This window comes from Chishuiella changwenlii, assembly GCF_900142565.1.
Taxonomy (GTDB): domain Bacteria; phylum Bacteroidota; class Bacteroidia; order Flavobacteriales; family Weeksellaceae; genus Empedobacter; species Empedobacter changwenlii.
Window position 1 is genome coordinate 310,183 of sequence record NZ_FRBH01000001.1, and the last position, 23,898, is coordinate 334,080.

The 23,898-nt window shown below is 30.0% G+C and carries 27 protein-coding genes; 4 read left to right on the forward strand and 23 right to left on the reverse strand.

Annotated features, from left to right (window positions below):
• Window positions 1-10: 10 nt before the first annotated feature.
• The 7 genes from BUA86_RS01400 to BUA86_RS01430 all read right to left on the reverse strand — a co-directional run bounded on the left by BUA86_RS01400 (window position 11) and on the right by BUA86_RS01430 (window position 5,936).
• Complete coding sequence (locus tag BUA86_RS01400) at window positions 11-1,066, reverse strand: anhydro-N-acetylmuramic acid kinase (protein WP_072929141.1); 1,056 nt, start codon at window positions 1,064-1,066, stop codon at window positions 11-13.
• A gap of 149 nt (window positions 1,067-1,215) precedes the next feature.
• Window positions 1,216-1,749, reverse strand: a complete 534-nt coding sequence (locus BUA86_RS01405) for a DUF4269 domain-containing protein (RefSeq protein WP_072929143.1) — start codon at window positions 1,747-1,749, stop codon at window positions 1,216-1,218.
• Window positions 1,750-1,823: 74 nt separating this feature from the next.
• The gene (locus tag BUA86_RS01410) at window positions 1,824-2,987 is read right to left on the reverse strand and encodes an FAD-dependent oxidoreductase (RefSeq protein ID WP_072929145.1); all 1,164 of its coding nucleotides are present in this window, start codon (window positions 2,985-2,987) and stop codon (window positions 1,824-1,826) included.
• Between the two features lie 22 nt (window positions 2,988-3,009).
• Window positions 3,010-3,762, reverse strand: a complete 753-nt coding sequence (locus BUA86_RS01415; protein ID WP_072929147.1) for a helix-turn-helix domain-containing protein — start codon at window positions 3,760-3,762, stop codon at window positions 3,010-3,012.
• Between the two features lie 133 nt (window positions 3,763-3,895).
• The gene (locus tag BUA86_RS01420; protein WP_072929149.1) at window positions 3,896-4,375 is read right to left on the reverse strand and encodes a hypothetical protein; all 480 of its coding nucleotides are present in this window, start codon (window positions 4,373-4,375) and stop codon (window positions 3,896-3,898) included.
• Window positions 4,376-4,408: 33 nt separating this feature from the next.
• A complete protein-coding gene (locus BUA86_RS01425; protein ID WP_072929151.1) occupies window positions 4,409-5,458 on the reverse strand; it encodes a saccharopine dehydrogenase NADP-binding domain-containing protein in 1,050 nt (349 codons plus the stop codon).
• 121 nt (window positions 5,459-5,579) lie between these two features.
• Entirely contained in the window at window positions 5,580-5,936 is a 357-nt protein-coding gene (locus tag BUA86_RS01430; RefSeq protein ID WP_072929153.1) for a winged helix-turn-helix transcriptional regulator, read from the reverse strand.
• 92 nt (window positions 5,937-6,028) lie between these two features.
• Here BUA86_RS01430 and BUA86_RS01435 point away from each other — a divergent pair, with 92 nt between their 5' ends.
• The gene (locus BUA86_RS01435) at window positions 6,029-6,628 is read left to right on the forward strand and encodes an NAD(P)H-dependent oxidoreductase (protein ID WP_072929154.1); all 600 of its coding nucleotides are present in this window, start codon (window positions 6,029-6,031) and stop codon (window positions 6,626-6,628) included.
• Between the two features lie 127 nt (window positions 6,629-6,755).
• Window positions 6,756-7,355 carry an HD domain-containing protein gene (locus BUA86_RS01440; RefSeq protein WP_072929156.1) on the forward strand — a complete coding sequence of 200 codons (600 nt, stop codon included), beginning with the start codon at window positions 6,756-6,758 and terminating at the stop codon, window positions 7,353-7,355.
• 165 nt (window positions 7,356-7,520) lie between these two features.
• Here BUA86_RS01440 and BUA86_RS01445 read toward each other — a convergent pair whose 3' ends face one another.
• Window positions 7,521-8,879 carry a porin gene (locus tag BUA86_RS01445; protein ID WP_072929158.1) on the reverse strand — a complete coding sequence of 453 codons (1,359 nt, stop codon included), beginning with the start codon at window positions 8,877-8,879 and terminating at the stop codon, window positions 7,521-7,523.
• A 349-nt stretch (window positions 8,880-9,228) separates the two neighbouring features.
• On the opposite strand from BUA86_RS01445, the gene glyA reads away from it, so the two are divergent.
• The gene (gene glyA, locus BUA86_RS01450; protein WP_072929160.1) at window positions 9,229-10,503 is read left to right on the forward strand and encodes a serine hydroxymethyltransferase; all 1,275 of its coding nucleotides are present in this window, start codon (window positions 9,229-9,231) and stop codon (window positions 10,501-10,503) included.
• 154 nt (window positions 10,504-10,657) lie between these two features.
• On the opposite strand, the gene atpG is transcribed toward glyA, so the two are convergent.
• The 8 genes from atpG to BUA86_RS01490 form a co-directional block, all read right to left on the reverse strand.
• Window positions 10,658-11,527, reverse strand: coding sequence for an ATP synthase F1 subunit gamma (atpG, locus tag BUA86_RS01455; RefSeq protein ID WP_072929162.1), 870 nt, complete (start codon window positions 11,525-11,527; stop codon window positions 10,658-10,660).
• Window positions 11,528-11,601: 74 nt separating this feature from the next.
• Window positions 11,602-13,176 (reverse strand): F0F1 ATP synthase subunit alpha, encoded by a 1,575-nt coding sequence (atpA, locus tag BUA86_RS01460; protein ID WP_072929164.1) that lies wholly within the window; start codon window positions 13,174-13,176, stop codon window positions 11,602-11,604.
• A gap of 11 nt (window positions 13,177-13,187) precedes the next feature.
• Window positions 13,188-13,748 (reverse strand): ATP synthase F1 subunit delta, encoded by a 561-nt coding sequence (gene atpH, locus BUA86_RS01465; protein ID WP_072929165.1) that lies wholly within the window; start codon window positions 13,746-13,748, stop codon window positions 13,188-13,190.
• A gap of 2 nt (window positions 13,749-13,750) precedes the next feature.
• Window positions 13,751-14,245 carry a F0F1 ATP synthase subunit B gene (locus BUA86_RS01470; protein ID WP_072929167.1) on the reverse strand — a complete coding sequence of 165 codons (495 nt, stop codon included), beginning with the start codon at window positions 14,243-14,245 and terminating at the stop codon, window positions 13,751-13,753.
• Between the two features lie 94 nt (window positions 14,246-14,339).
• Window positions 14,340-14,549 (reverse strand): ATP synthase F0 subunit C, encoded by a 210-nt coding sequence (gene atpE, locus BUA86_RS01475; protein WP_013598300.1) that lies wholly within the window; start codon window positions 14,547-14,549, stop codon window positions 14,340-14,342.
• A gap of 48 nt (window positions 14,550-14,597) precedes the next feature.
• Window positions 14,598-15,734 (reverse strand): F0F1 ATP synthase subunit A, encoded by a 1,137-nt coding sequence (gene atpB, locus BUA86_RS01480; protein WP_083580266.1) that lies wholly within the window; start codon window positions 15,732-15,734, stop codon window positions 14,598-14,600.
• A 78-nt stretch (window positions 15,735-15,812) separates the two neighbouring features.
• A complete protein-coding gene (locus BUA86_RS01485; RefSeq protein WP_143147214.1) occupies window positions 15,813-16,193 on the reverse strand; it encodes a hypothetical protein in 381 nt (126 codons plus the stop codon).
• 3 nt (window positions 16,194-16,196) lie between these two features.
• A complete protein-coding gene (locus BUA86_RS01490; protein WP_072929171.1) occupies window positions 16,197-16,412 on the reverse strand; it encodes an AtpZ/AtpI family protein in 216 nt (71 codons plus the stop codon).
• A gap of 31 nt (window positions 16,413-16,443) precedes the next feature.
• On the opposite strand from BUA86_RS01490, the gene dusB reads away from it, so the two are divergent.
• Complete coding sequence (gene dusB / locus BUA86_RS01495) at window positions 16,444-17,442, forward strand: tRNA dihydrouridine synthase DusB (RefSeq protein WP_072929173.1); 999 nt, start codon at window positions 16,444-16,446, stop codon at window positions 17,440-17,442.
• A gap of 186 nt (window positions 17,443-17,628) precedes the next feature.
• Here dusB and BUA86_RS01500 read toward each other — a convergent pair whose 3' ends face one another.
• The 7 genes from BUA86_RS01500 to BUA86_RS01530 all read right to left on the reverse strand — a co-directional run bounded on the left by BUA86_RS01500 (window position 17,629) and on the right by BUA86_RS01530 (window position 23,791).
• Complete coding sequence (locus tag BUA86_RS01500) at window positions 17,629-18,444, reverse strand: alpha/beta hydrolase (protein ID WP_072929175.1); 816 nt, start codon at window positions 18,442-18,444, stop codon at window positions 17,629-17,631.
• A 72-nt stretch (window positions 18,445-18,516) separates the two neighbouring features.
• Window positions 18,517-19,089 (reverse strand): Crp/Fnr family transcriptional regulator, encoded by a 573-nt coding sequence (locus BUA86_RS01505; RefSeq protein ID WP_072929176.1) that lies wholly within the window; start codon window positions 19,087-19,089, stop codon window positions 18,517-18,519.
• A 94-nt stretch (window positions 19,090-19,183) separates the two neighbouring features.
• Window positions 19,184-19,912, reverse strand: coding sequence for a hypothetical protein (locus BUA86_RS01510; RefSeq protein ID WP_072929178.1), 729 nt, complete (start codon window positions 19,910-19,912; stop codon window positions 19,184-19,186).
• 15 nt (window positions 19,913-19,927) lie between these two features.
• Window positions 19,928-20,728, reverse strand: a complete 801-nt coding sequence (locus BUA86_RS01515; RefSeq protein WP_072929180.1) for a hypothetical protein — start codon at window positions 20,726-20,728, stop codon at window positions 19,928-19,930.
• 2 nt (window positions 20,729-20,730) lie between these two features.
• Window positions 20,731-21,525 carry a hypothetical protein gene (locus BUA86_RS01520; RefSeq protein ID WP_072929182.1) on the reverse strand — a complete coding sequence of 265 codons (795 nt, stop codon included), beginning with the start codon at window positions 21,523-21,525 and terminating at the stop codon, window positions 20,731-20,733.
• 292 nt (window positions 21,526-21,817) lie between these two features.
• Window positions 21,818-22,426 (reverse strand): helix-turn-helix transcriptional regulator, encoded by a 609-nt coding sequence (locus tag BUA86_RS01525; protein WP_143147215.1) that lies wholly within the window; start codon window positions 22,424-22,426, stop codon window positions 21,818-21,820.
• A 303-nt stretch (window positions 22,427-22,729) separates the two neighbouring features.
• A complete protein-coding gene (locus BUA86_RS01530) occupies window positions 22,730-23,791 on the reverse strand; it encodes a DUF2891 domain-containing protein (protein ID WP_072929186.1) in 1,062 nt (353 codons plus the stop codon).
• Between the last annotated feature and the right edge of the window lie 107 nt (window positions 23,792-23,898).

The following is a 23,898-nucleotide window of genomic DNA, read 5'->3' on the forward strand; positions in this document are numbered from 1 at the left end:
TTAATAGAGTTTATATATTATAAACAATTCCACTACTATGATCTTTACTTGCTCCAGTAACAGATGCTAAACAATTTATTTGGTTATTACTTTTTCTATATCCTAGATAAGCAAAAATTAATGCTTCTTTAAAATCTATTAAATAACTATCTGGAATAATAATTTTTGTTGATACTTTACTTTTTAATAGCTTGATAAGTAGATCATTTTTAGCACCTCCGCCAGTTATCAACACATTGTTGATATCGTATTGATTAAAGCATTTCACTAATTGATCTACTTCATGAGAAATACAACTAATTAACTTATCTTCAGCAGAAATCTTATAGTTTTCAACAATTGTTAAGAACTCGTTTTCTATCCATTCAAAACCTAAAGATTTTGGTAAATCTTGTTGATAAAATGGAAGATTATTTAATTCATTTACCAAATCTAAATTTACATTTCCTTTTGCTGCTAATTGTCCTTCACTATCATAGTCAAATCCTAATTGGTTCGCATAATGATTAAGAACAATGTTAACTGGACAAACATCAAAAGCTATTCGCTTTCCATTTCTATTCATCGAAATATTAGAAAATCCACCCAGATTAAGACACGCATCATATTCAGAAAATAATAGTTCATCTCCAATTGGAACCAAAGGTGCACCTTGTCCTCCCAAAACAACATCTTGTGTACGGAAATCACAAATTACTTTTTGTTGACAGCGCGAAGAAATTGCTGCTCCATTCCCTATTTGTAATGTAAAGTTTTTTTGTGGCTGATGGAAAATAGTCTGCCCATGAGATGCAACAAAATCTATGTTTTTTATTTGATATCTTTTCATAAATTCTGCTACTTGCTCTCCTAAGTAATACCCAAACTGAATATCTAGTTCGCACAATTCCATTGCAGAAATTGTAAAAGCCTCTTTTAATTGATTTCTCAATTCTGTGGAATATTCTATCGTTTCAGCATGTAATATCTCAAAAGAAGTATCCGAATCAAAACGAACATAACAAATATCTAATCCATCTAAAGATGTTCCCGACATTAGTCCTATACAAAAAGTAGATTTTTCCATTGAGTAAAGGTAATATGTTTTTAGACACAAGACTTAAAGTTGTAAGATATAAGTGATGTTATGAAGTTTGCATTTTAGTTTAATAAATAAAAAGTACAAAATTGAGCTTGTCGAAACATTTATAACTCTATTCTTCGATGGGCTCAGAATTAATCAAATTCATAATCTAATAATTCGATGTAGGGATTCCCTTCAATATTCAATAACTTACAAAAAGCAGGCTCTGTTTTGTATCCGTTCTCTTTTAAATGGATGATTTTTTTTCTAAAATCTTCACCCAAATGTTGTAGAATTTCATATTCCTTGAGCATGTGCAAATATCCATTTTGATTATTTGTAGGAATTGATGAAGCATAAATTTCAAATGGTAAATTATCTATTGTAAAATTACTCACTAAAATTCTCTCTGATTCTTTTTCATTTACAGTGACACTAAAATCATCGAATTGTTGAAAATGTAAAAGGATTATATCTTGAAGTTTTTCCACATTATTTGTTTGCAAAATTATATCTACATCACTGTTCTCTACATCTATATTAATCGGAATAGTTCCCACCACAAGTGGATCATAACCTTCTAATTTTTGAAGAATATTATATTCTGATATGATTCGAAAAGTCTTTTGCTGAAGTGCATTTCCTTTTTCTAAGTATGCTATAGCTGTAAAATCTATATTTTCCATTTGGGTAGGTAACTAAATCAATCAAAAATAAATATTAATTATAAAAGTAACAACCTCGTTATCGTAGACATAAACTATTTATGTTCTGTAAAGAATCGTAACATTATTTCTAATGAATTTTCGTTGTGCATTTTTTCTCCATTTTCTATAGATTCTTTTGTTATGATAGCTGCTCGTTTTCTCATTTCAGATTCATAGTTTGAAATAGCATCTTTTACAGAAATAGCATCTATGGCTGTTAATTTCTCACTTAATTTTAACGCATCTAACATCGCCATATTTACACCTTCGCCAGCAAATGGAGGCATTACGTGAGCAGCATCTCCAATAAGTGTAAGGTTTGAGATTGTTTCCCAATTTTGATTAAGCGGCATATAACCAATAGATCGAGGAATAAAAGATTCTGTTGTGTTTTCTACTAATTCTTCCCAGCTTTTATCCCATTCTTTGTATTCTCCTCTAAACCAATTTAATATTTCAGTTTTATTAGAAAAATTTAGTTTACTATTTTTTATCCAATCTTCATCTACTTTTAGACTTAAATAGAAACCAATTTCTCCATTTCCTTTTTGTCCTATTAATATATTTTTCTTATTTCCAAAGGCCATTATTTTACCTCCATTCAATTTCTTATAGATGACAGGTGAATGTTTTTCCGCATCATATATTGTCCCTTCAATCATTGTTACGCCAGAATAAATGGCTTTTGTATCTGTGATATATGAACGTATTTTAGAGTTTGCACCATCTGCACCAATAACAATATCTACGTAAACAGGAATATCATCTTTAAAATTTAATAACCAACCGTCATTATGTTTATCCATCGAAATAAAATGTTTATTCCAATGCACTGTTTCTTCTCTTAAAGATGCTAGTAAAATTTTTCGAAGCTGACCTCTATCAATCTCGGGACGAAAATAAGGATCATCAAAATTGGTTTCAATTGATTTATGATCTTCATCAAACACAACATCTCCTTTATCATTCATTATTTTTGTTCTATCAGCACCTAGCATAAAATTTGCTTTAAATTCTTCTAACAAATCTGCTTTTATAATTGCTGCCAAACCAGAATCTTGATGTAAATCTAACGGAGATCCTTGTACTCTTGCATTCTTATCGTAATCACGTTCATAAACATTTACGTTTACTCCTTTTTGTTGTAAAAGACGTGCTAATGTTAATCCGCCAGGTCCTCCTCCTATTATTGCTACTTTTTTATCTTGTAATTTCATATTTGTTTTATTTACAACAAAATTACTTAGACCGAAGAGTAGAAAATTGTATAAATCGGTCGTTTTTGTTTATTCTTAAATCTTTGGGAGAAACTCCTGAAAGTTTTTTTACTTCTTTTATAAAATGAGATTGGTCGGAGAAGTTTTCTTCTGGAAATAATTTCCCGTCTTTTATATGTTGAAATGAAGATCTAAATCGAATAATTTTACAATATGTTTTGAGTGATATTCCAAATCGCTGATTAAAATAACGGTTAATTTGACGAGCACTCCATGAAACCTTTTCTGATATTTCTTGTACTGTAATTGCTCCATTTGTAGCATAAATTAAATCAAAAAGTTTTTGTTTTCTATTATCTACATCTTTAGGAATAAGCTCTTTTATTTTGTTTGATGCTTTTAAGTAAAACGAATCAAAATCTTTTAAATCATTCTCATTAAATGACCAATAATCATGGGGTAGAAACTCTGCATAATCTAAATATTCTGCAATAGAATTTTTAAAAATATATTCGACTGCAGTTAATTTAAAACTAATAGAAAAGATAAGTGTACGGGCTTTTAGTATTACTCGATCTGGATATGTTTCTATTCCCGAACGAATAATTTGTAAAGGTTCTGCATCTGCTTTAAATAAAGTTAAATCTACTCTACCATCTGGTAAAATGATCATTTCTTTATCTTCGTCTGAATTATTATGTAAACACCAAAAATTCTCAACAAAAGCTTTTATAGCATTATCTGGTTGAATTGTTTTATACGCTATACTTGTCATCGTTACATCGATTATATAGTATAACTAATTTATAAAATATTAGAATGCTTAGAATAAAAAAAGAGTTTCATTTTATACACAATTATTATAAAGCTATATTTAGTTATAAATCAATTTCAATTATAAAAAACATTTAAAGAACAAAAATATTAGATAGTGGTTTATTTTTTAATTCTTTCTTTCTATTAAGAAGTTTTTGTACATAAGTATCAAACTTCGTGAAATTTTCAAATTCCTTATCAACATCATTACCTCCTGTATATATTAAAGTTATAACTTTATTATTCTTATTTTTTAAACTAAAATGATATTCTGAAGAACCTCCATGCGTAACATAAAAATTTTTATTTTTTAAATAAATTTCTGTATCTGTTGGGTAAGAGTTTACATATTTGGTATATAAATTTTGAATTGAATCAAATTCGTTCTTAGATAAATCAAACTTTATCGTATCATCTTTTTTATCGTAAAAATGAGTTACATACTCAGATTTAGGATATTTAATGTAGATATCGTTACTTAAAGATTCTTTTATATGAATGTATTCAACAGGTTCTTTATTTGCATCACATGAAATAAAGAAAAGAATAGATAATAACGTTAATATTCTCATTAATAAAATTTAGTTAAATCTACTCTATTTATTCTACAATTCTATTTTTATTGTTTCATCGTATTTTTTTAATCTATTAAGGAAAGATGGAATATCTGTTATAATGTTATGAACATGATTTACACCGTAGCTTACTTCATTTTCTAAAAGATAATAAGCCATTTCAGTTGCTACATAAGCTGTAATTTCTGCTTCACCATTTCCAGAGACTGAAGATTCATATACTTCTCCTTTATAGTTTTCTACAACAGCTTTCACTGCAAATAAATCACTACCAACATTCAACTTACTAAACAACTTAATACCAATATTTTGAATTACTTTATTCTTAAATAGGATTGTAATTCCTACCGTTCTTAACAACTTTATCAACAATGTTAATAACTTCGAATCAAAAGCCATTCGTGTAATAATTTGTTCTGCATTTATTGTTTTAGAGAGTGTATGTTGGTCTGAAAAATTAAATGTGTAAAATGTTCTGCTTCCCAAAAGATTAGATTTTTTAGAAAGTGTAAAACTTTTTACAAAATGAGAAAAGTTGTGAACTTTATAAGTTGAATGTAAATTATCAAAAGTCCAACGATAAGCGGCATCACCATGTTTTTCTCCGATACCTAATAGAATTAAGATATCTATCAATTTTATTTCATTAAATTTATTTGCACAATGTTGTGCTAAGAGATTTGTAATTCCTGGCGCCAAGCCAACACTTAGAATTAAAGATGAAGAATTAAGTTTAGCTTGGTTATTTAAACGTTCAATTTTTTCAATAAAATTGTAATCAGCGGTAATATCTATATAATGAATTCCTTCTGTTATACACTTTTCTACAAAATTCGTATTCTTCTGATCGATGCACATTACAACTAGCATTACTTGTTTTAATAATGCAGAATCTTCTCCTTTATCAATATCAAATTCATAAGGTACAGATCCATTCAGAATACGATCTGTTAGTTTTTTTGCTTTGTGAAAACTTCTACCCGCTACAACAACTTTATTTAAGTATAGCTTAGCTAAATGTTCACTTACAATAGAACCGACCTTACCATATCCACCAATAATAAGAATTTTATCTCTCATTTTATTTTACGTTTAAATTGATGTAAAATTCTAAAAACGAAGAAAAAATTTTATTATACTATTCACTAAAAAAGTTGCATGATTTGTTGATTCATGCATTAAAATATAAAAGAAAAAATATTTATTTTACTTCTTCTAAGACCTTTATATTTTTGTTTAGCTTTAATGCTTCTTCTCCCCAAGATGCAATTGCATGAAGTAAAGGAATTAATGTTTTTCCAAAATCTGTTAATTCATACTCAACTTTAAGAGGTGGCTTACTTGTATATACAGTACGTTTTAATAATCCATCATTTTCTAACTCTTTTAGCTGAAGACTTAATGTTCTTTCTGTAATATTTTGACATTCTTTTCTTAATTCACTGTAACGTTTCTTTTCTATTAAATGAATAAGAATTACAGCTTTCCATTTACCACCAATAAACTTCATTGTTAGACTTGTGTTACATGGATATTTTTTATCATCTATACTATACATCTGTTACTATCAATTTTGACCGTTATTGCAAATATACATAACTATATTTAGTTTTGCTACTATAAAAATTATAGTATAAAAAACATCACATTATGAGCTTTTTAGATTTAGCAAAAACAAGGTATACAGCCAAAACTTACTCAACAGATAATAAAATTTCTGATGAAAAAATTAATCTATTAAAAGAGATTATTCGTTTAAGCCCTTCTTCAATTAATAGTCAACCATGGAAGTTTACATTTGTTACAAACGAAAAAATGAAAGAAAAATTTGCAGCATCATCTTATTGGAATGGTCAAAAAATAAATGAGGCTAGCAATTTAGTTATATTTAGTGTTCTTGATAACATCGATATTTTTGAGAAACAAATTAATGAGCATCTTAACCAAGGAAGTATTAATTATTACAATGAATTTGTAAAAGTAAAAGGTGAAAACGAAATAAAAGCATGGTTAAAACATCAGGTTTATCTTTCTCTTGGATTTTTTCTTTCTGCTTGTGCAGAGCTTGGTATTGACAGCACGCCTATGGAAGGTATAAAAAATAACGAGTATGATGATATTCTACAATTAGAAAACTACAAAACTTTGTTTGCAGTGGCTATTGGTTATCGAAATACTGAAGATTCTAATCAACCATCTTTAACTCCTAAAAGTAGATTACAAATGACAGAAGTTGTTCAAACTTTATAAAATTAGAAATCAGAAGTTGAAACATACACTTTCGATATCAATTCTTATTAGTTAAGTTAACGAGTTATGAAATGTATACTTTATCTTTATATCACATTAATTAAACATTCTACTAAAACTTTAAGAGATGATTTTAGATACTTTACTAAAACAAATAGATTTTATAAAAGAGATAGACAAAATCAAATATATCCAACGTAAAACAAAACTTTTTAATAGCGATCGTCAAGAAAACGATGCAGAACACAGTTGGCATCTAGCAATGATGGCAATTGTTCTTGCTGAACATTCTAATGAAAAGATTGATATATTAAAAGTATTAAAAATGGTATTGATACATGATATTGTAGAAATTGATGCTGGCGATACTTTTATTTATGATACAGAAAAAAACCATACAAATACAGACGAAGAACGATTGGCTGCTCAACGTATTTTTGGAATATTACCTAAAGAGCAAGCAGAAGAATTAATTGCTATTTGGGAAGAGTTTGAAGCTAGTGAAACTGCAGAAGCAAAATTTGCTAAAGCAATGGATAGATTAGAACCTTTGTTACAAAATAGTTCTAACAATGGTGGTACTTGGAATGAGCCAGGCGTAACTTATAAAAAAGTATTTGCTAAAAAAAGTGCGATAAAAGAAGGTGCAGAAAGTATTTGGCCATATGCGGAATCATTATTAAATGAAGGTGTAAAAAAAGGAATTTTAAAAGATGAGCGAAATTAGCTTTGTTAATATTTATATTTTTTTGGAGTTAATTTTAAACAAGACTTACATAAAATGTAACGAGTTAATACTTGAATTAAAATAAAGAAACCTCTTTTAGCAATGCTAAAAGAGGTTCTCGTTTTTATGTGTGTGTGTAAATGTTGAACCAAATAGGTTCCATGACTAGAATATAAATCCTATTCCTGTTTCTATAATGTGATTAGTAGGTTGTAAATCTCCTACTGCAACACTTGTTCTATATTGATAATTGGCTTTGAAAACAATATTTTCTTTTGTATTGAAATTGAATCCGAAAGTCCAAATATTTAAATTATTCTCTACTCTTTCTAAATTTCTTAAATCAGGATGAATTTTATGATGCGTATTTAAACGTTCGTAACGAGAAAAAAGACTAAATTTCATTTCGTGATTATCGAAAAAGAAATTCTTTTTATGTTTTATTGTTCCTGTTTTTCTTATGTAAGGTAAAATATCACAACCTACTTCGAATAAGTAACCGTAAACATTTTTCCCTAACACTTGTCCATTACTTCCATTATCATCTTGTGTTAAGTGGTAAATTTTTTCCGTATCTCCCAACTCTCCGTAAACACCTACAGTAACAAAACGAAAGTTATTCCAATCGTATTTAGCATAAGCTGTAGTTAAATTAATTTTACTTTTTAATTCTACTTCTTTTCCGGCAATTTCTACTTTTTCTCCTTGACCAGAGTTTCCATAATAACCAGAAGCAGATAATGTAAGGTTTTTAACTCCAGTATAATTTATTTGAGGATTTATCGCAATAGACTTTGGTTGAGCAATTCTCATCTCTCTACCTTGTCTAATCCAAGTTCCGCTTAAATAATTTTTACTTATTAATCCTTGAGATAATCCAAATGCATAACTCCAATCTTTCGAAATATTTCCATAAAACATAGCTCCAAATTCTATCCAAGTACTTGGTACTATTATTCTTTCAACTTCTGAACGGTTGACTGAATAAAACATAACTGGCTCATCGTTGTTATTTACATACCCAATCGTTATAGGATAAAAACCAACACGCGCTTTTAAATAATCTTTCCATAAATAATCAAAGTAAGCTTCAACCATAATTTCATGATGAGTTTTATTTGAATTGTCATGTAAAAACTCCATCATAAACTCGGAATTCCATATTAATTTATCGGTAATTCTATAACCGAAAAAAGTCGAATATCTATATAAACCTGAATAAGATAACTCTAAGTCTCCTAAATCTGTACTACTCTTTTTTTGAAGAGGAACATAATTAAACTCTCCAAACCCACTAATGGACCAACGTTTCTTTGAAAAGAAAATTTTGGAGGCGGCTAAGCCTAATCCTGGTTGTTGTTGAAATTTAAATTTTTCAGTTTCTTTGGTAATTGTGTCTTCTTGTGAAGTAATTGCTAAGTCTGGAATGCTATCTGTTTTTACAATAGTATCCTTTTCTATTTGACCGTAAACGTGACATAGAGAAAGCATAAAAACAAATAATCCGCAAATTATTTTGTTCATCTTTTTTAAGTTTTGGTTAGGTTGTTTTTTTTTAGAAAAATTATTTTATTTTTTCTGAGTTGCAAACTTATAAAAAAAGATCGAAATAGAAAAATAAAAAAAATGTAAATCACTGATATTCTTTTAGTTTAAAATAAAAATTTCATTTTAAAAACCGCTATGTTTCTCTAATAAAAACCTAAAGTCGTTTACAAATAGATAATATATTATTCAAAAAATATTAAAAGTATGAAAATAAAAAATTGATAGAATATTCTTTATATCATTTAAAACGATACAATTAGAAAAACATATTTAAAATGAGGAGATAATATCTTATATTTGATATATAATTTTACAAACAACAAACATGGCACAAGATGTAATCTTTGATTTAATTGAAGAGGAAAAAGAAAGACAATTAAATGGAATTGAATTAATTGCTTCAGAAAACTTTGTTTCTGATAATGTAATGAAAGCGATGGGTTCTGTTTTAACAAATAAATATGCAGAAGGATATCCTGGAAAACGTTATTACGGAGGATGCGAAGTTGTTGATGAAGTAGAAACAATTGCAATAGAAAGATTGAAAGCTTTATTTGGTGCTGAATATGCTAACGTTCAACCACATTCTGGTTCTCAAGCAAATGCAGCTGTTTACTTAGCTTGTTTAAAACCTGGAGATAAAATTTTAGGTTTTGACCTATCTCACGGAGGACACTTAACACATGGTTCACCTGTTAATTTTTCTGGTATTACGTATCAAACTTCATTTTATGGGGTAGATAAAGCAACAGGAAGAATTGATTATGATGCAATGGCTGAAACTGCACGTAAAGAGAAACCTCAAATGATTATTTGTGGAGCTTCTGCTTATTCTCGTGATATAGATTATGCTAAGTTTCGTGAAGTGGCTGATGAAGTTGGTGCTTTATTATTAGCAGATATCTCTCATCCATCTGGATTAATAGCTCGTGGAATTTTAAATGATCCAATGCCTCATTGTCATATTGTAACAACTACTACACATAAAACTTTACGTGGACCTCGTGGTGGAGTTATTATGATGGGGAAAGATTTTGTAAATCCATGGGGATTAACTACTCCAAAAGGAGAAGTGAAAATGATGTCTCAAATTTTAAATGGAGCTGTATTCCCAGGAACTCAAGGTGGTCCTTTAGAGCATGTTATTGCTTCTAAAGCAGTTGCTTTTGAAGAAGCTTTGTCTGATGGTTACATGGAGTACATTGTTCAAGTTGTAAAAAATGCTAAAGCATTAGCTGCTGCATTAATTGCAAAAGGTTACAATATTGTTTCTGGAGGAACAGATAATCACTGTATGTTAATTGATTTACGTAACAAAGGAATTTCTGGTAAACAAGCAGAAAACGCATTAGTTTTAGCTGAAATTACATGTAACAAAAATATGGTTCCTTTTGATGATAAATCTCCGTTCGTTACTTCTGGTATTCGTTTAGGTACTGCAGCAATTACAACTCGTGGTTTAGTTGAAGCAGATATGCAAACAGTAGCTGACTTTATTGATGAGGTTTTAATGAACATTGATAACGAAGAGTTAATTGATACAATTGCTGATAAAGTAAATGAATTTATGAGCAGTCGTCCATTATTTCAAATGAATTAAGATTTAATATATATAATACAAGAAGAGAGTATTCAAGTTGTTGGATACTCTTTTTTTATTGTTGAAGTTTTTCCATCTAAAACACTCATCAATAAAAAAAAGCAACTCCAAAATGAAGTTGCTCCGTATTTAAAATAAGATTTGTCGTTTATTTTTAAGCATTCAATGCCTCTGCTCCACCAACGATCTCTAAGATTTCGTTTGTAATAGCAGCCTGACGAGCTTTGTTGTACTGAATCTTCAAACCTTTCTGTAACTCGCTTGCATTGTCTGTTGCTTTATGCATTGCAGTCATACGCGCACCATGTTCAGAAGCATTCGCATCTAATACAGCTTTAAATAATTGAGTTTTTAATGTTTGAGGAATTAAATCCTTTAAAATTTCTTCTTTAGAAGGATTAAAGATATAATCTAACTCGGCTTGATTTGCAGTTTCTGGAGATTTTTCAATAACAACTGGTAAAAACTGTTCATCTTGAACAATCTGTACTGCTGCATTCTGAAATTGATTGTAAATAATTCTGATTTGATCAAAATCACCAGCTTCAAATTTCGCTACTAAATCCTCTGCAACTTCTGCTACATCTGCAAAATTTAAATTATCCCAAATGCTAGATGCATTTTTGTAGATAGTTTGTGTTTTACTATAAGTATCGTTTGCTTTTTTACCAATAGTTAAAAGCTCAACATGTTTACCAGCTAATTCACCAGCTAATAAAGCATTTACTCTTTTGATGATGCTTGAGTTATATCCTCCACATAAACCTCTATTTGAGTTTATTACAACTAAAAGTACTTTATTTACTTCACGTTGTTCTGTTAATGCACCTCCCACTTCAGCTTCTAAAGTAGAACTTACATTTTGTAAAAGTTCACGTAATTTATCTGCGTATGGACGTAACTGTACTATAGAATCTGTAGCACGTTTTAATTTTGCAGCAGATACTAATTTCATAGCACTTGTAATCTGCATAGTAGAACCTACAGAAGTAATACGTGTACGTATATCTTTTAAATTTGGCATAATTCTATTTGAGATGAAGGATTAAAAGAAACTTAAAAGTTAAAAACAACTTTCAAGTTTCTTTTTATATTTTATTAATATTTAGAAGTTGTTTCTGTAACAACTTTCTTCAATACTTCTATAATTTCGTCAGTCCATTTACCTAAACGGATTGCTGTTAAAGTGTCTGCGTATTTGTTTCTCATTAATTCAACAAAATCAGCTTGCCATTCTTTAACTTGGTTAACTGGAACATTTTTCAATAATCCGTTAGTACCTGCATAGATAAAAGCAACTTGCTCTTCTACAGAAATAGGAGAATTAACACCTTGTTTTAATAACTCAACGTTACGCTCACCTTTTCCAATAACATTCATTGTAGCAGCATCTAAATCAGAACCAAATTTAGCGAAAGCTTCTAACTCACGGTATTGAGCTTGGTCTAATTTTAATGTACCAGATACTTTTTTCATTGGTTTTGTTTGTGCAGAACCACCAACACGAGATACAGAGATACCTACGTTAATCGCTGGACGAACACCAGAGTTGAATAAATCTGACTCTAAGAAAATTTGTCCATCTGTAATCGAAATTACGTTTGTTGGGATATAAGCAGAAACGTCACCAGCTTGCGTTTCGATAATTGGTAATGCAGTTAAAGAACCACCACCTTTTACGATACCTTTCATAGATTCTGGTAAATCATTCATTTGAGCAGCAATACCATCATCTTTGATAACTTTAGCAGCACGCTCTAATAAACGAGAGTGTAAGTAAAATACATCTCCAGGGTAAGCTTCACGTCCCGGTGGGCGACGTAATAATAATGATACCTCACGGTAAGCTACCGCTTGTTTAGATAAATCATCATAAACGATTAATGCTGGACGACCAGAATCGCGGAAAAACTCTCCGATTGCAGCACCTGCCATTGGAGCATATACTTGCATTGGAGCAGGATCAGATGCATTAGCTGCAACAATCACTGTATATTTATCTGCACCATGATCTTGTAAAGTTTTTTGAATTCCTGCAACTGTAGAACCTTTTTGTCCTACTGCTACGTAAATACAGAAAACTGTTTCACCTCTATCGTAAAATTCTTTTTGATTTAAGATTGCATCTAAAGCAACAGAAGTTTTACCTGTTTGACGGTCACCAATGATTAACTCACGTTGTCCACGTCCAATTGGAATCATAGAGTCAATAGAAACGATACCTGTTTGTAATGGCTCGTTTACTGGTTGACGGTAGATAACTCCAGGAGCTTTACGCTCGATAGGCATTTCATATAATTGACCTTCGATAGGACCTTTCCCATCGATAGGATTTCCTAACATATCAACAACACGTCCTAACATTCCTTCTCCTACGTTAATAGAAGCAATTTTGTTTGTACGTTTTACTGTATCCCCTTCTTTAATTCCTTTTGAAGGTCCGAAAAGTACAATACCTACGTTATCTTCTTCAAGGTTTTGTACCATTCCTTCTAATCCGTTTGAGAATTCTACTAATTCTCCGTATTGAGCATTGTCTAACCCGTAAACGCGAGCAATACCATCCCCAACAGTTAGAACGGTTCCAACTTCAGCTAATTCAACTGCAGAATCAAAGCTTGAAAGTTGTTGTTTTAATATAGCTGAAACTTCAGCTGGATTTATTTCTGGCATTTCTGAAATATTTAAAATTTAGGAATGTATTCGTTTTTCGAAAAATCTTTTTTTAATGTAGCTAACTTAGTTTTGATTGATGAATCTACTTGATTATTTCCAATTTTCAAAACGAAACCACCAATTAATGATGCATCTACTTTGTTCTCTACTTTTACTTGACTACCTACTGCTAATGTTTGTTTAGCTTTAGCAATAATGTTGTCTATTGTGTTTTGATCTAATTGAACAGCTGAAACAATTTCTGCTGTAACAATATTATTTGAGTTATCATAGATTGCAATAAATTGTTCTGCAATTTTAGATAAAATATTTTCTCTACCTTGACGTACGATCAATGAAATGAATGTTTGAGTAGTTACAGATAAAGATTTAAAAACTTCTTTTAAAGCAACCTCTTTTTTCTTAGCATCGATAATTGGAGAATTTAAAAAGATTCTTAAATCTTCGTTCTCTTTAATAGCTTTGCTTACATCATTCATTTCAGCATACACTACGTCTGTTTGCTTTGCTTCGTTAGCAAAAGCCATCAAACCTTTAGCATATCTTTGTGCTGCTCTGAATCCTGCCATGATTAATTAAATTTAACTTGATCAATAACATCATTAACTAAAGATTCTTGTGCAGATTTATCTGACAATTCTTTTGTTAAGATTCTTTCAGCAATTTCAATAGATAATTGTCCAACTTGATTTTTGATATCAGCCATAGCCGATGCTTTTTCATTTTGGATAGCCGCTTTCGCGTTTTCAATTAATTTGTCTGCTTCTACAGTAGCAGCATTTTTCGCCTCGTTGATGATATTTTCTTTCATTTCACGCGCTTCTTTCAAGATTGCATCACGTTCAGCACGAGCTTCTTTTAAGATTTTCTCGTTTTGAGCGTTTAATAAAGCCATCTCTTCTTTCGCTTTTTTCGCTGCGTTTAATGCATCCTCAATAGATTGCTCTCTTTCTTTAACAGCAGATAAAATTGGTTTCCACGCTAATGATCTTAACAATACTAATAAGATGATAAATACTACCGCAGTCCAAAAAATAAGACCAACTGAAGGTGTAATTAAATCCATTGTTTATATGTATTAAATTTTATTTTTTTAATTAATTTTTTAATGAATTAGCTTCAACAACCAACCGTTACTGAAGCTAATTTAAATTCAAATATTATCCGTTACCTAATAACGCAACTACGATACCAAATAAACCTGCACCCTCGATTAAGGCTGCTGCGATAATCATAGCTGTTTGAATTTTTGAAGCCGCTTCTGGTTGTCTAGCGATTCCTTCCATAGCTGATCCACCGATTTTACCGATACCTAAACCAACTCCTAAAACTGCTAAACCAGCTCCGATTGCTGCAATACTTCCTGTCATGATAATTGTATTTAATTATTAAAAAATTATTTTATTGTTCTTTTGTTCTTAATGATGATCGTGTTCTGCTACTGCTGTTCCGATGAATAATGAAACTAACATTGTAAACACAAATGCTTGTAATGCCGCTACTAATAATTCTAAACAGTAGATAAATAAAGCTAAAGGAATAGATCCTGCAGACATTGCTTCTGTTTGGAAAATAAAAATTAACGAGATTAAAGACATAATGATGATGTGACCTGCAGTAATGTTCGCAAATAAACGAATCATTAAAGCGAAAGGTTTTGTGATAATTCCAATTAATTCAATTGGAGCTAAAATTAATTTTACTGGAACTGGAACTCCTGGCATCCATAACATGTGACCCCAATAACCTTTATTTCCTGAAAAATTAACAACGATTAAAGCAATAAATGCTAAAACAAATGTAACTGCGATATTTCCTGTAACGTTTGCTGCTCCTGGTAATAACCCTAATAAATTATTAATCCAGATAAAGAAAAACAACGTTAATAAGTAAGGCATGAATTTCGCGTATTTTTTCTCTCCAATATTTGGAATTGCTACTTCGTCACGTACAAAAATTATGATTGGTTCTATGAAACCAGCAATACCTTTTGGTACAACATTACCTTTTTTGTAGTTAGATGCAACTGCAGAGAATACTAAAATTAAGATTACAAATGATAATAACATTGATGCAACATTTTTAGTAATTGAAAAATCTAATGGTTTTTCATTTTCTAAATGAAGAGCTCCTTTCTCATCTACATGAGGATGGATTGTCCCTTGTGCATCTGTTTTGTAGACTTTTTCATGAAAATTAATGTAGTAATTTCCATTGCTTTCAACAACTGCTTCGTTGTGGTGAAATTTAGAAGACATAAAAACATTTAATCCATTATTATCCCATAAGATAACTGGTAATGGAATAGTAACACTTTTTTCTCCTTCTCCCCAGAAGTGCCAATCGTGCGCATCAGCAATGTGGTGCATAATAACTGGTACTGGGTTAAATGTAGATTCGCCAGCTTTCACTTTAGCAGCTTCTTCGTGGCTTTTTACTTCTTCACTTTTAATTAACTCCTCAAACGTTTTTGGTAAATTCTCGTGCGAAGTTGCTGTCGAAGCAAATCCGAAGTTGAAAAGTAATAAAAACGCTAATAACGCTGAAAATTTCATGTATAATTCCTTTGTTTCTAAATTGCGTGCAAAATTATAGTAAATTAACCACTTACCAAAGTCAAATGCTAAAAATCATTAAACTTTTTTTAACTTTAAATTAATTAACCGAATAAAAATTAAAACTTCGGCAAGCAAAATTACAAAATAACTTATAATTAATTGTATGATATTTATTTTAATTTCTTGATTTACAACAACCAATGCTAACACAACTGCCATCTTAGCAATCATCCCTCCCATAAAGGAAAAACCAACATATTCTGGGTATTTTACTTTAATAAAACAACCCATTTGTATAATCATTAAAGTAATTAATCCAATTATTAAATACATTTTTGGAACAATTAGCGGATTTTCGCTAAAATTAAACTGAAGTACAATTGCGTAATGAATGACACAAAAAATTGTCACCATTAACACAAAACTAAATCCAAGTAATAAAAACTTTTTTATCATTCTTTATTTTTTTGGTAATTGTTTTAGCATTAAGTATAATGCTACAAAAACTCCCAGCAAAGATAAGCCAGCTGTGAAGAATGGCTGATCTGTTTCGTATTTTTTATCTAAAAAATTTCCTAGCCAAGCAAATAGCGCAATCGTTACTGCCATCTGAATTCCCATAGCAGAAAATTTTAAATATTGATTGACTCCTTCTGTCTTTCGTTCTTGTTTCATAAGTTTTTGTAATTTTGCAAAAAATTTTATCGTGGTAAAGATAGGAAACATAGAGTTACCAGACTTTCCTTTGTTGCTTGCTCCAATGGAAGATGTTAGCGATCCACCATTTCGTCGTTTATGTAAGATGCACGGTGCAGACCTTATGTATACAGAGTTTATTTCATCTGAAGGTTTAATTCGTGACGCTATAAAAAGTCGTCAAAAATTAGACATTTTTGATTATGAAAGACCAATTGGTATACAGATTTTTGGTGGAGATGAAGAAGCAATGGCAATGTCTGCAAAGATTGTTGAAACTGTTCAGCCAGATATTGTTGATATTAATTTTGGTTGTCCTGTAAAAAAAGTAGTCTGTAAAGGTGCTGGTGCTGGAGTTTTAAAAGATATCGATTTGATGGTTAAATTAACAAAATCGGTTGTAGAAAGCACGCATTTACCTGTTACAGTAAAAACTCGTTTAGGTTGGGATCATGATTCTATTAATATTGATGAAGTTGCACAACGCTTACAAGATACTGGTATAAAAGCATTGGCTATACACGGAAGAACTCGTGCACAAATGTACAAAGGTCATTCTGATTGGTCGCATATTGCCAGAGTAAAAGCAAATCCAAATATTGAAATTCCTATTTTTGGAAATGGAGATATTGATTCGCCTCAAAAAGCAATCGAATACAAAGAAAAATATGGTGTTGATGGGATTATGATTGGTAGAGCTGCTATTGGTTATCCTTGGATTTTTAATCAGATTAAACACTACCGTGAAACTGGAGAAATTTTACCAGATCCAACTATTTACGAAAGAATGGAAGCTGCTAAAAACCATTTAGAATGGGCTGTAGAGTGGAAAGGTGAGCGTACTGGAATCTTAGAGACAAGAATGCATTACACTAATTATTTTAAAGGTATTCCGAACTTTAAACCTTATCGTACAAAACTTGTTACACAAGATAATTTAATCGATTTGGAAAAAACATTCTCGGAAATAGAATCTGAATTCATTCCTACATTAGAGGTTAGAGGTTAGAGGTTAGAGGTTAGAGGTTAGAGGTTAGAAACCTACTAAAATCTTTAATTCATGTAAAGCATAAATAAAAGCCTTGTCAAGATTTAGTCTTGACAAGGCTTTTTTATTTCATTTGACAAAATACAAATTACGATTAAGTTCAAAATATAAACTCTGATAAATTTAATCGAATACTAACTTATAATTCTATAATTTATCAAAATGCTCGTTAAATAATGCCAATTGATTTCCTAATGCTTTTCTCCAATAATCTGGATTATGAACCCCAGGTGACTCTATGTAAAGATGCTCTACCTTTTCTTTTGTTAAACGTTGATGGAAATCTCTATTCATTTCAATCATTTCACTGTCTTCAGTTCCACAATCAATAATATAATATTGCGCATTAGCTTTCATTTGTCCAATCTTATTAAAAGTAAAATATTGACTTGGTAACTTCTTTAAATCTCCCAAAACGCTATCTACTTGATAATTATGATAACTTGCTCCAAAGCGATTAAAATCTAATGCTCCACAAACACTTCCTACCGCAGAAAATGTTTCATGTTTAGCCAAACCGATACTTAAAGCACCATAACCTCCCATACTCCATCCTAAAATACCTCTAGAATTTTTATTTCTTTCTGTTGGATAATTTTCATCAATATAATGAACTAATTCTTCGCCAATAAACGTTTCATATTGAGATTTTGAATCTATTGGACTATCAACATACCAACTACTGTAATTACCATCTGGCAGAATATAAATGGTTTGATATTTTTCGGCTAATTTTTCGAGATTAGGAATATCATGTTCATAAGCTCTTTCTGGTGAAGCACTAAAACCATGCAGTATATAAACTGTTTTATACTTTTTTTCTTTTTGTAATTTAGGTACAATAATTATTGTTTTTACATCCTTATTCATCTTATTGCTATGAATATTTTTACGAACAACTTCTTGTGCTGAAACTGTTATAGCCATTACTATAACTAAAAGCAAATTATTTAATATTTTCATTTCTTTTTGTTTTAAATACTAGTCAAAAATAATTTTAAATAAAAAGTAAAACATTTACATATGTTGATAAATTTATAATTTTAATTCTTTACGTATCCTACTTAATTGTGTTGGTGTAATGCCTAAATATGAGGCTATATGATGTTGTTTTAATCGATTAATTAACGAAGTGTTTTTAGATAACTCTTCATATCTATGCTTTGCTAAATCAGTTTTCAATCCAATCTCTAGTTTTTCTTTTTCAACTACCCAGTTTCTCTCTAAATAGTTAATCTGAAAAAGTGCCAAATCATGACATTCATAAAATAATTTCCTAAACTTCTCTGCCGGCAAAGAGATTAACTCTGTATCTTCTAATGCAATTATACTAAAATCACTTGGTTTATTTTCTATAATAGAAACTGTTGAGGCAACGAAACTATTTTCCTCAAAAAAAATCTTATAAATTATTGTTCCATTTTCATTGAGTGTATAATAGCCTAAAAGGCCTTTTTTTACAATGTAATAATTAGATGCTAAATCTCCTTGTGATAAAACAATTTCGTTTTTATTATAGTGATGTGTATTGCAAATTTTTAATAATTCGCTTTTGGTATTTTGAGAAAGTGTATAATAATCATCGAATTGATTAAGAAAAACTTCCATTTAATTTACTCTTTTATATAAACCAAGATATAAAAAAATCGTCTTATCAGGAATGATAAAGACGATTAATTAATATAATAAAAATTTAAAAAAATTATAAAGTTTCTAGTATTATAGTTTTTAGAACAGATTTAGCCATTCCAGGAGTAAGATAAGTTGCATTTAAAACTCTTCCTACAGCTAGTGAGCCTGTACTATTAAAATTTCTTCCTCTACAAGCAAATTTTGCTACATGTACTCCTACTGCCAAATTACTTAAGGTAACATTCATGTTATAAACTCTGTACCCACCTGCAGTTGTGTTAATAGCATCTGTACGTACTGCTCTTAATTTATCATCAACAAATACAGCACATGCATAACTCGCTACATCACTATTATCTCTTTGCGCAACAGTTTGCGCTGCGAAATTTACCTTATTCGTTGTTTTTTTCACTTCAAAATTGGTTGTTAAACCATCAATCACTAACCATTCGGCTGAAATATCAGAATTTTCAAGATATGGAGTTGTCAACCCTTGAACAAGCGTTACCCCAACTTGATCATCTTGAACATATTTAGAAGATAAAACTAATGCACTAGTTCCTGCTGGAACTCTTATATCTTGCCATGAAGCAGGATTTGCTCCGTTAGAAGCAACTATTTGTCCACTAACACCAGTATTACCAGCATCAGATTCGCTTCCACCAAGAGACAACTGATTGAGAACATTCATATCTCCATTAACATCTAACATTGCATTAGGTAAACTTGTACCTATCCCCAATTGTGCTAATCCAAAAACGGGAAGAAATAAAACTGTAAAAAATATATTCTTAAGCATATGTAATATTTTTTATTAATTAACAACATTTAAAGTACTAGCAGGTGTTTCAAAAACCTCTACACGAAGAGATGATTGTGACATAAAATCATTGATATTAGCTGTAGTTGCAGATTCAGGTATTCCTATCCCAAGATTTCCTGTAAATCCTCCGTAATTACTTCTTCTAGTACAAGCAATTTTTATAACATGAGAATTACTAACTGATAAAGGTTGATCTGTAGTTGCTAAAATTGTGAAAGTCCTAAAAACACTGTTACCAGCTGTAGTTGCTTGATAAAGATCAACTGTTCTAGCTCCAACCAATTTATCATCAATAAAAACTCCACATGTAAAATCGACTCCGTGGTATTGTGCAGAAGAGTTTATTTGTGCAACTGCTTCAAATAAAACAAAAACTCTGTTTACAGGATTAATTACTGAAAATGTTTGCGTTAAATTTGAAATAACAGACCATGATGTTGGTAAAGCCATATCGTAAGTTACAGGAGTTGTTCCTGTTAATGTTGTTGGTCTAATTCCAACTCGATCACTATATGAATTTGCAAATAACATGTAATAACGTCCCGATTTTACAATTGGAAGACGAAGAGATCTCCATTCTGGTGAGTTACCTGCTCCTCTTGAAACAAGTAGATTGGACATTCTACCTGTTTGTCCTTTATTTGTATCAGTCCCTGACGTTCTAATATTTCCTCTTATTGTTACTCCTCCTTGTACATCTAAAGATGCTCTTGGATTTATTGTATTAATTCCTACTTGTGCAAATGAATTTATTACAAATGATAATACTATAATTGATAATACTTTTTTCATATTTAACGTACTGGTTCTAATAATTCAATTTTAATAACTGATTGTAACATGAAAGCATTTGAAATTGCTGAACTTGTTATTGGTCTACCAATTGCAAATTCATAAGTTCCAGCCGTGGTCTGTATTCTTCTACAAGCTACTTTAAAAACATGATTTGCTACTGGTAAATCATCAACAGAATAACTTAATGTATAAACTCCTTCGTTATTTGCGTCTTTTCTATGAACATCTAATAATTCATCTCCACGAAAAGCCACTAATAAATCATTTTGAAAAATACCGCACATATACTTTACTAAACGATTATCTGTAATTGTGCTTGCTCCAGAATTAGATTCTACACCAGTTTGAAATATTAACGATAGCGTATTCCCCTCTTGTTCAACTAGTATAGTAGTTTGTAATCCTGGTATCTGTACCCAACCATTTGTACTAATATTTTCTCCTAATGTACTAATATACGCAGCTGGAGTATTATTCGTGTTAGCTGAAAAATTGATTCCTGTACGATCAAATAATACTTTTGTATTAACTAATTGATAATCCCCTGCTGAAGCAAATGGAGTATTAACAGATTTCCATGTAGGCACTGCACTATTTCCACTAGATACCAATACTTGCCCCGCTGTCCCAGCATTTCCATTTACAGAAGCTGTACCTCCTACTCTTAATTCTCTTCTTAAATTAAGATCTCCTGCTACATCTAAAGTAGTTTTTGGATTGTTTGTTCCAATTCCAACTTGTGCAAATACTAAACAACTTGAAATCCCAAACAATAAAATAAATGTATTTTTCATCAAAAATTTAAATTATTATAATCGCAATTATTCTAAAACAAACAATGTGTATTCGCAAAACAATCGCTTTTTATTTATCGATTTGAGTAAATATAATTATATTTTAATTTAATCTTAACTTTTTATTATAAAAAAATTATGAATAAAATCTAACGATTTAAATATCTAATATTAAATAAAATAACCTTTTAAAAAATAGAATTTCTACTTCTTAAAAGGTTATTTTTATTCTGTTTGTTAACAAAAAAATTACTTACGAATAAATTATTCTAGCATAGTAATTAGTGCAGAACTAAATTTTATTAATGTAAACGTATAAATCTGTCTCTTTATCTAAGGCTAATTTTTTACGTATTCTATACTTTTTACCTTCTACCGCTCTTATAGAAGACTTCGTATAAGATGCTATTTCTTTTGTAGTGATATTTAATTTAACAAATGCACAAATTTCTAATTCAGAAATAATCATATTTGGAGCTAACTCTAAAAGTTTTATTTCAAAATCAGGAAAAACAGATCTAAATTCAGATAAAAAAATAGGATTATTTGTTATTGCTAATTGTTGTAATTCTTTTACTGAATCTAATGGAACTGGTAATCTTTCTAGAACTTTACTACTCTTTTCTTTTATGTGAAGCAATTTAGCCGTTTGTAATTTATAGATAAAATAGACATTCATGGTAATAAAATAAACCAATTGAAAAACTTCATTACCTCTTCTAAATTCTATATCATTAGTTGTTAAGTTTTCATTTCTAAACAGATTATAATCTGTTGATATATTTAGTATGATTTGAAAAGCGATAATAAGAAAAAGTATAATAATATAATTTTTATCCTTATTTAAATTAAGCACTACTGGAAAGGTACCTACTAAAGTAACATAAGATAAAAAAACCATGGCTGTTGGTGAATAATAGGAATCGAATATAAATATTAGAAAGCTAACACCAAACAAAATGCAAAAACGAAAAAAAGTATTATTTTTTATTTGGTCTTTTAAATATATAAATACAATAAGTAATATACATAGACCTAAAGATATATAAATATGAATAGTTTGGGCGAAAAAAATATCTAAAAGGAATACAATTATTAATAACGCTAAAAACGAATAAATATATTGATTAAGAAGTTTTCCTTTAATAAAAATATCTTGTGGCATATAAATAAATTTGACTATTAAATATCTTAATCTATGATTCTATTTATTAATTTCGTGTTTCGTTTTTAGTGCGTAAAGTGCAAAAGTTCCGAGCCAATGACTTCCCATATAATCATCATTCGTAATATTATTCAAAGAGTAATTAAGATGATTTAATGCAATACCATTCAAATGTTTTAATGATGGTAATTTTTGTTGAATTTTAAATAGCGCGGTTGCTCTACTAAAATTTAAACCATCCAAATGTACTAAATGACCATCTGTCCTATCAGAAACAACACCTGGTTGCAAATCAAATTTCTTCTTAAACATTTGAGGTAAGAATCCCTTTAACCAATTCTTGTAATCTTCTTCATTTTTTACCTTAGACATAACTAAAGCTTCCTCTAAACAAGGAGACAAAAAATCAGACCCACTAGGCTCAAAAGCTATATTACATTTCACATCTTTAGAATATAGTCTATTTACATTTTTAATAATCACATCTTCAAAAGATTTATCACCAACAGAACGAGCATAATCTAAAGACAAACTTAATCCAAAAGCAGTATTATCATGTGTTCCTGTTCTAATTGGGTAAACCAACTTTGGTAAATATTCTTTATACCTTGTAACAATTAAATCACTTAATGGTTTTAAGTTATTTGCCCAAATTTTAGCGTCCTTATCTTGCCAATTATTTAATTCCATTTGCAACATCAATAACCAAGCCCAACCATATGTTCTTTCAAAAGATTTGTTATTTCTATCATTAAAAAATGACATTTCAATTTCGACATTCTCTTTTGTAATTAAATGGTTTAATTTATTCCTTACACTATTATCTTGATCTAATTCGGGAAAGTCTTTCATTAAATTTATAATAGACCAAAATCCATGTACAGATGAGTGCCAATCAAAACAACCATAAAATATAGGCCGAAGCTGTTTTGGAGTCTTTAAATCCTCTTCACTTCCTATTACATTTCCAAGTTTATTTGGATACTCAACTTCAATACAATGATTAGGTAAATCAAATATTTTTTTAGCTTGTTCAATATTCAAATTTTGACCAAATATTGATGCGGAAAACAAAATAGAAAGCGGGATAAAGTACTTCATCTGAAAAATTTTCCCTAAATTAATAAATATTCTTTATTCTTAAAAATTCAATTATTTCAACTTATTCATACAAAGAAGCATAAAAAAACACCTCCATTTTGAAGGTG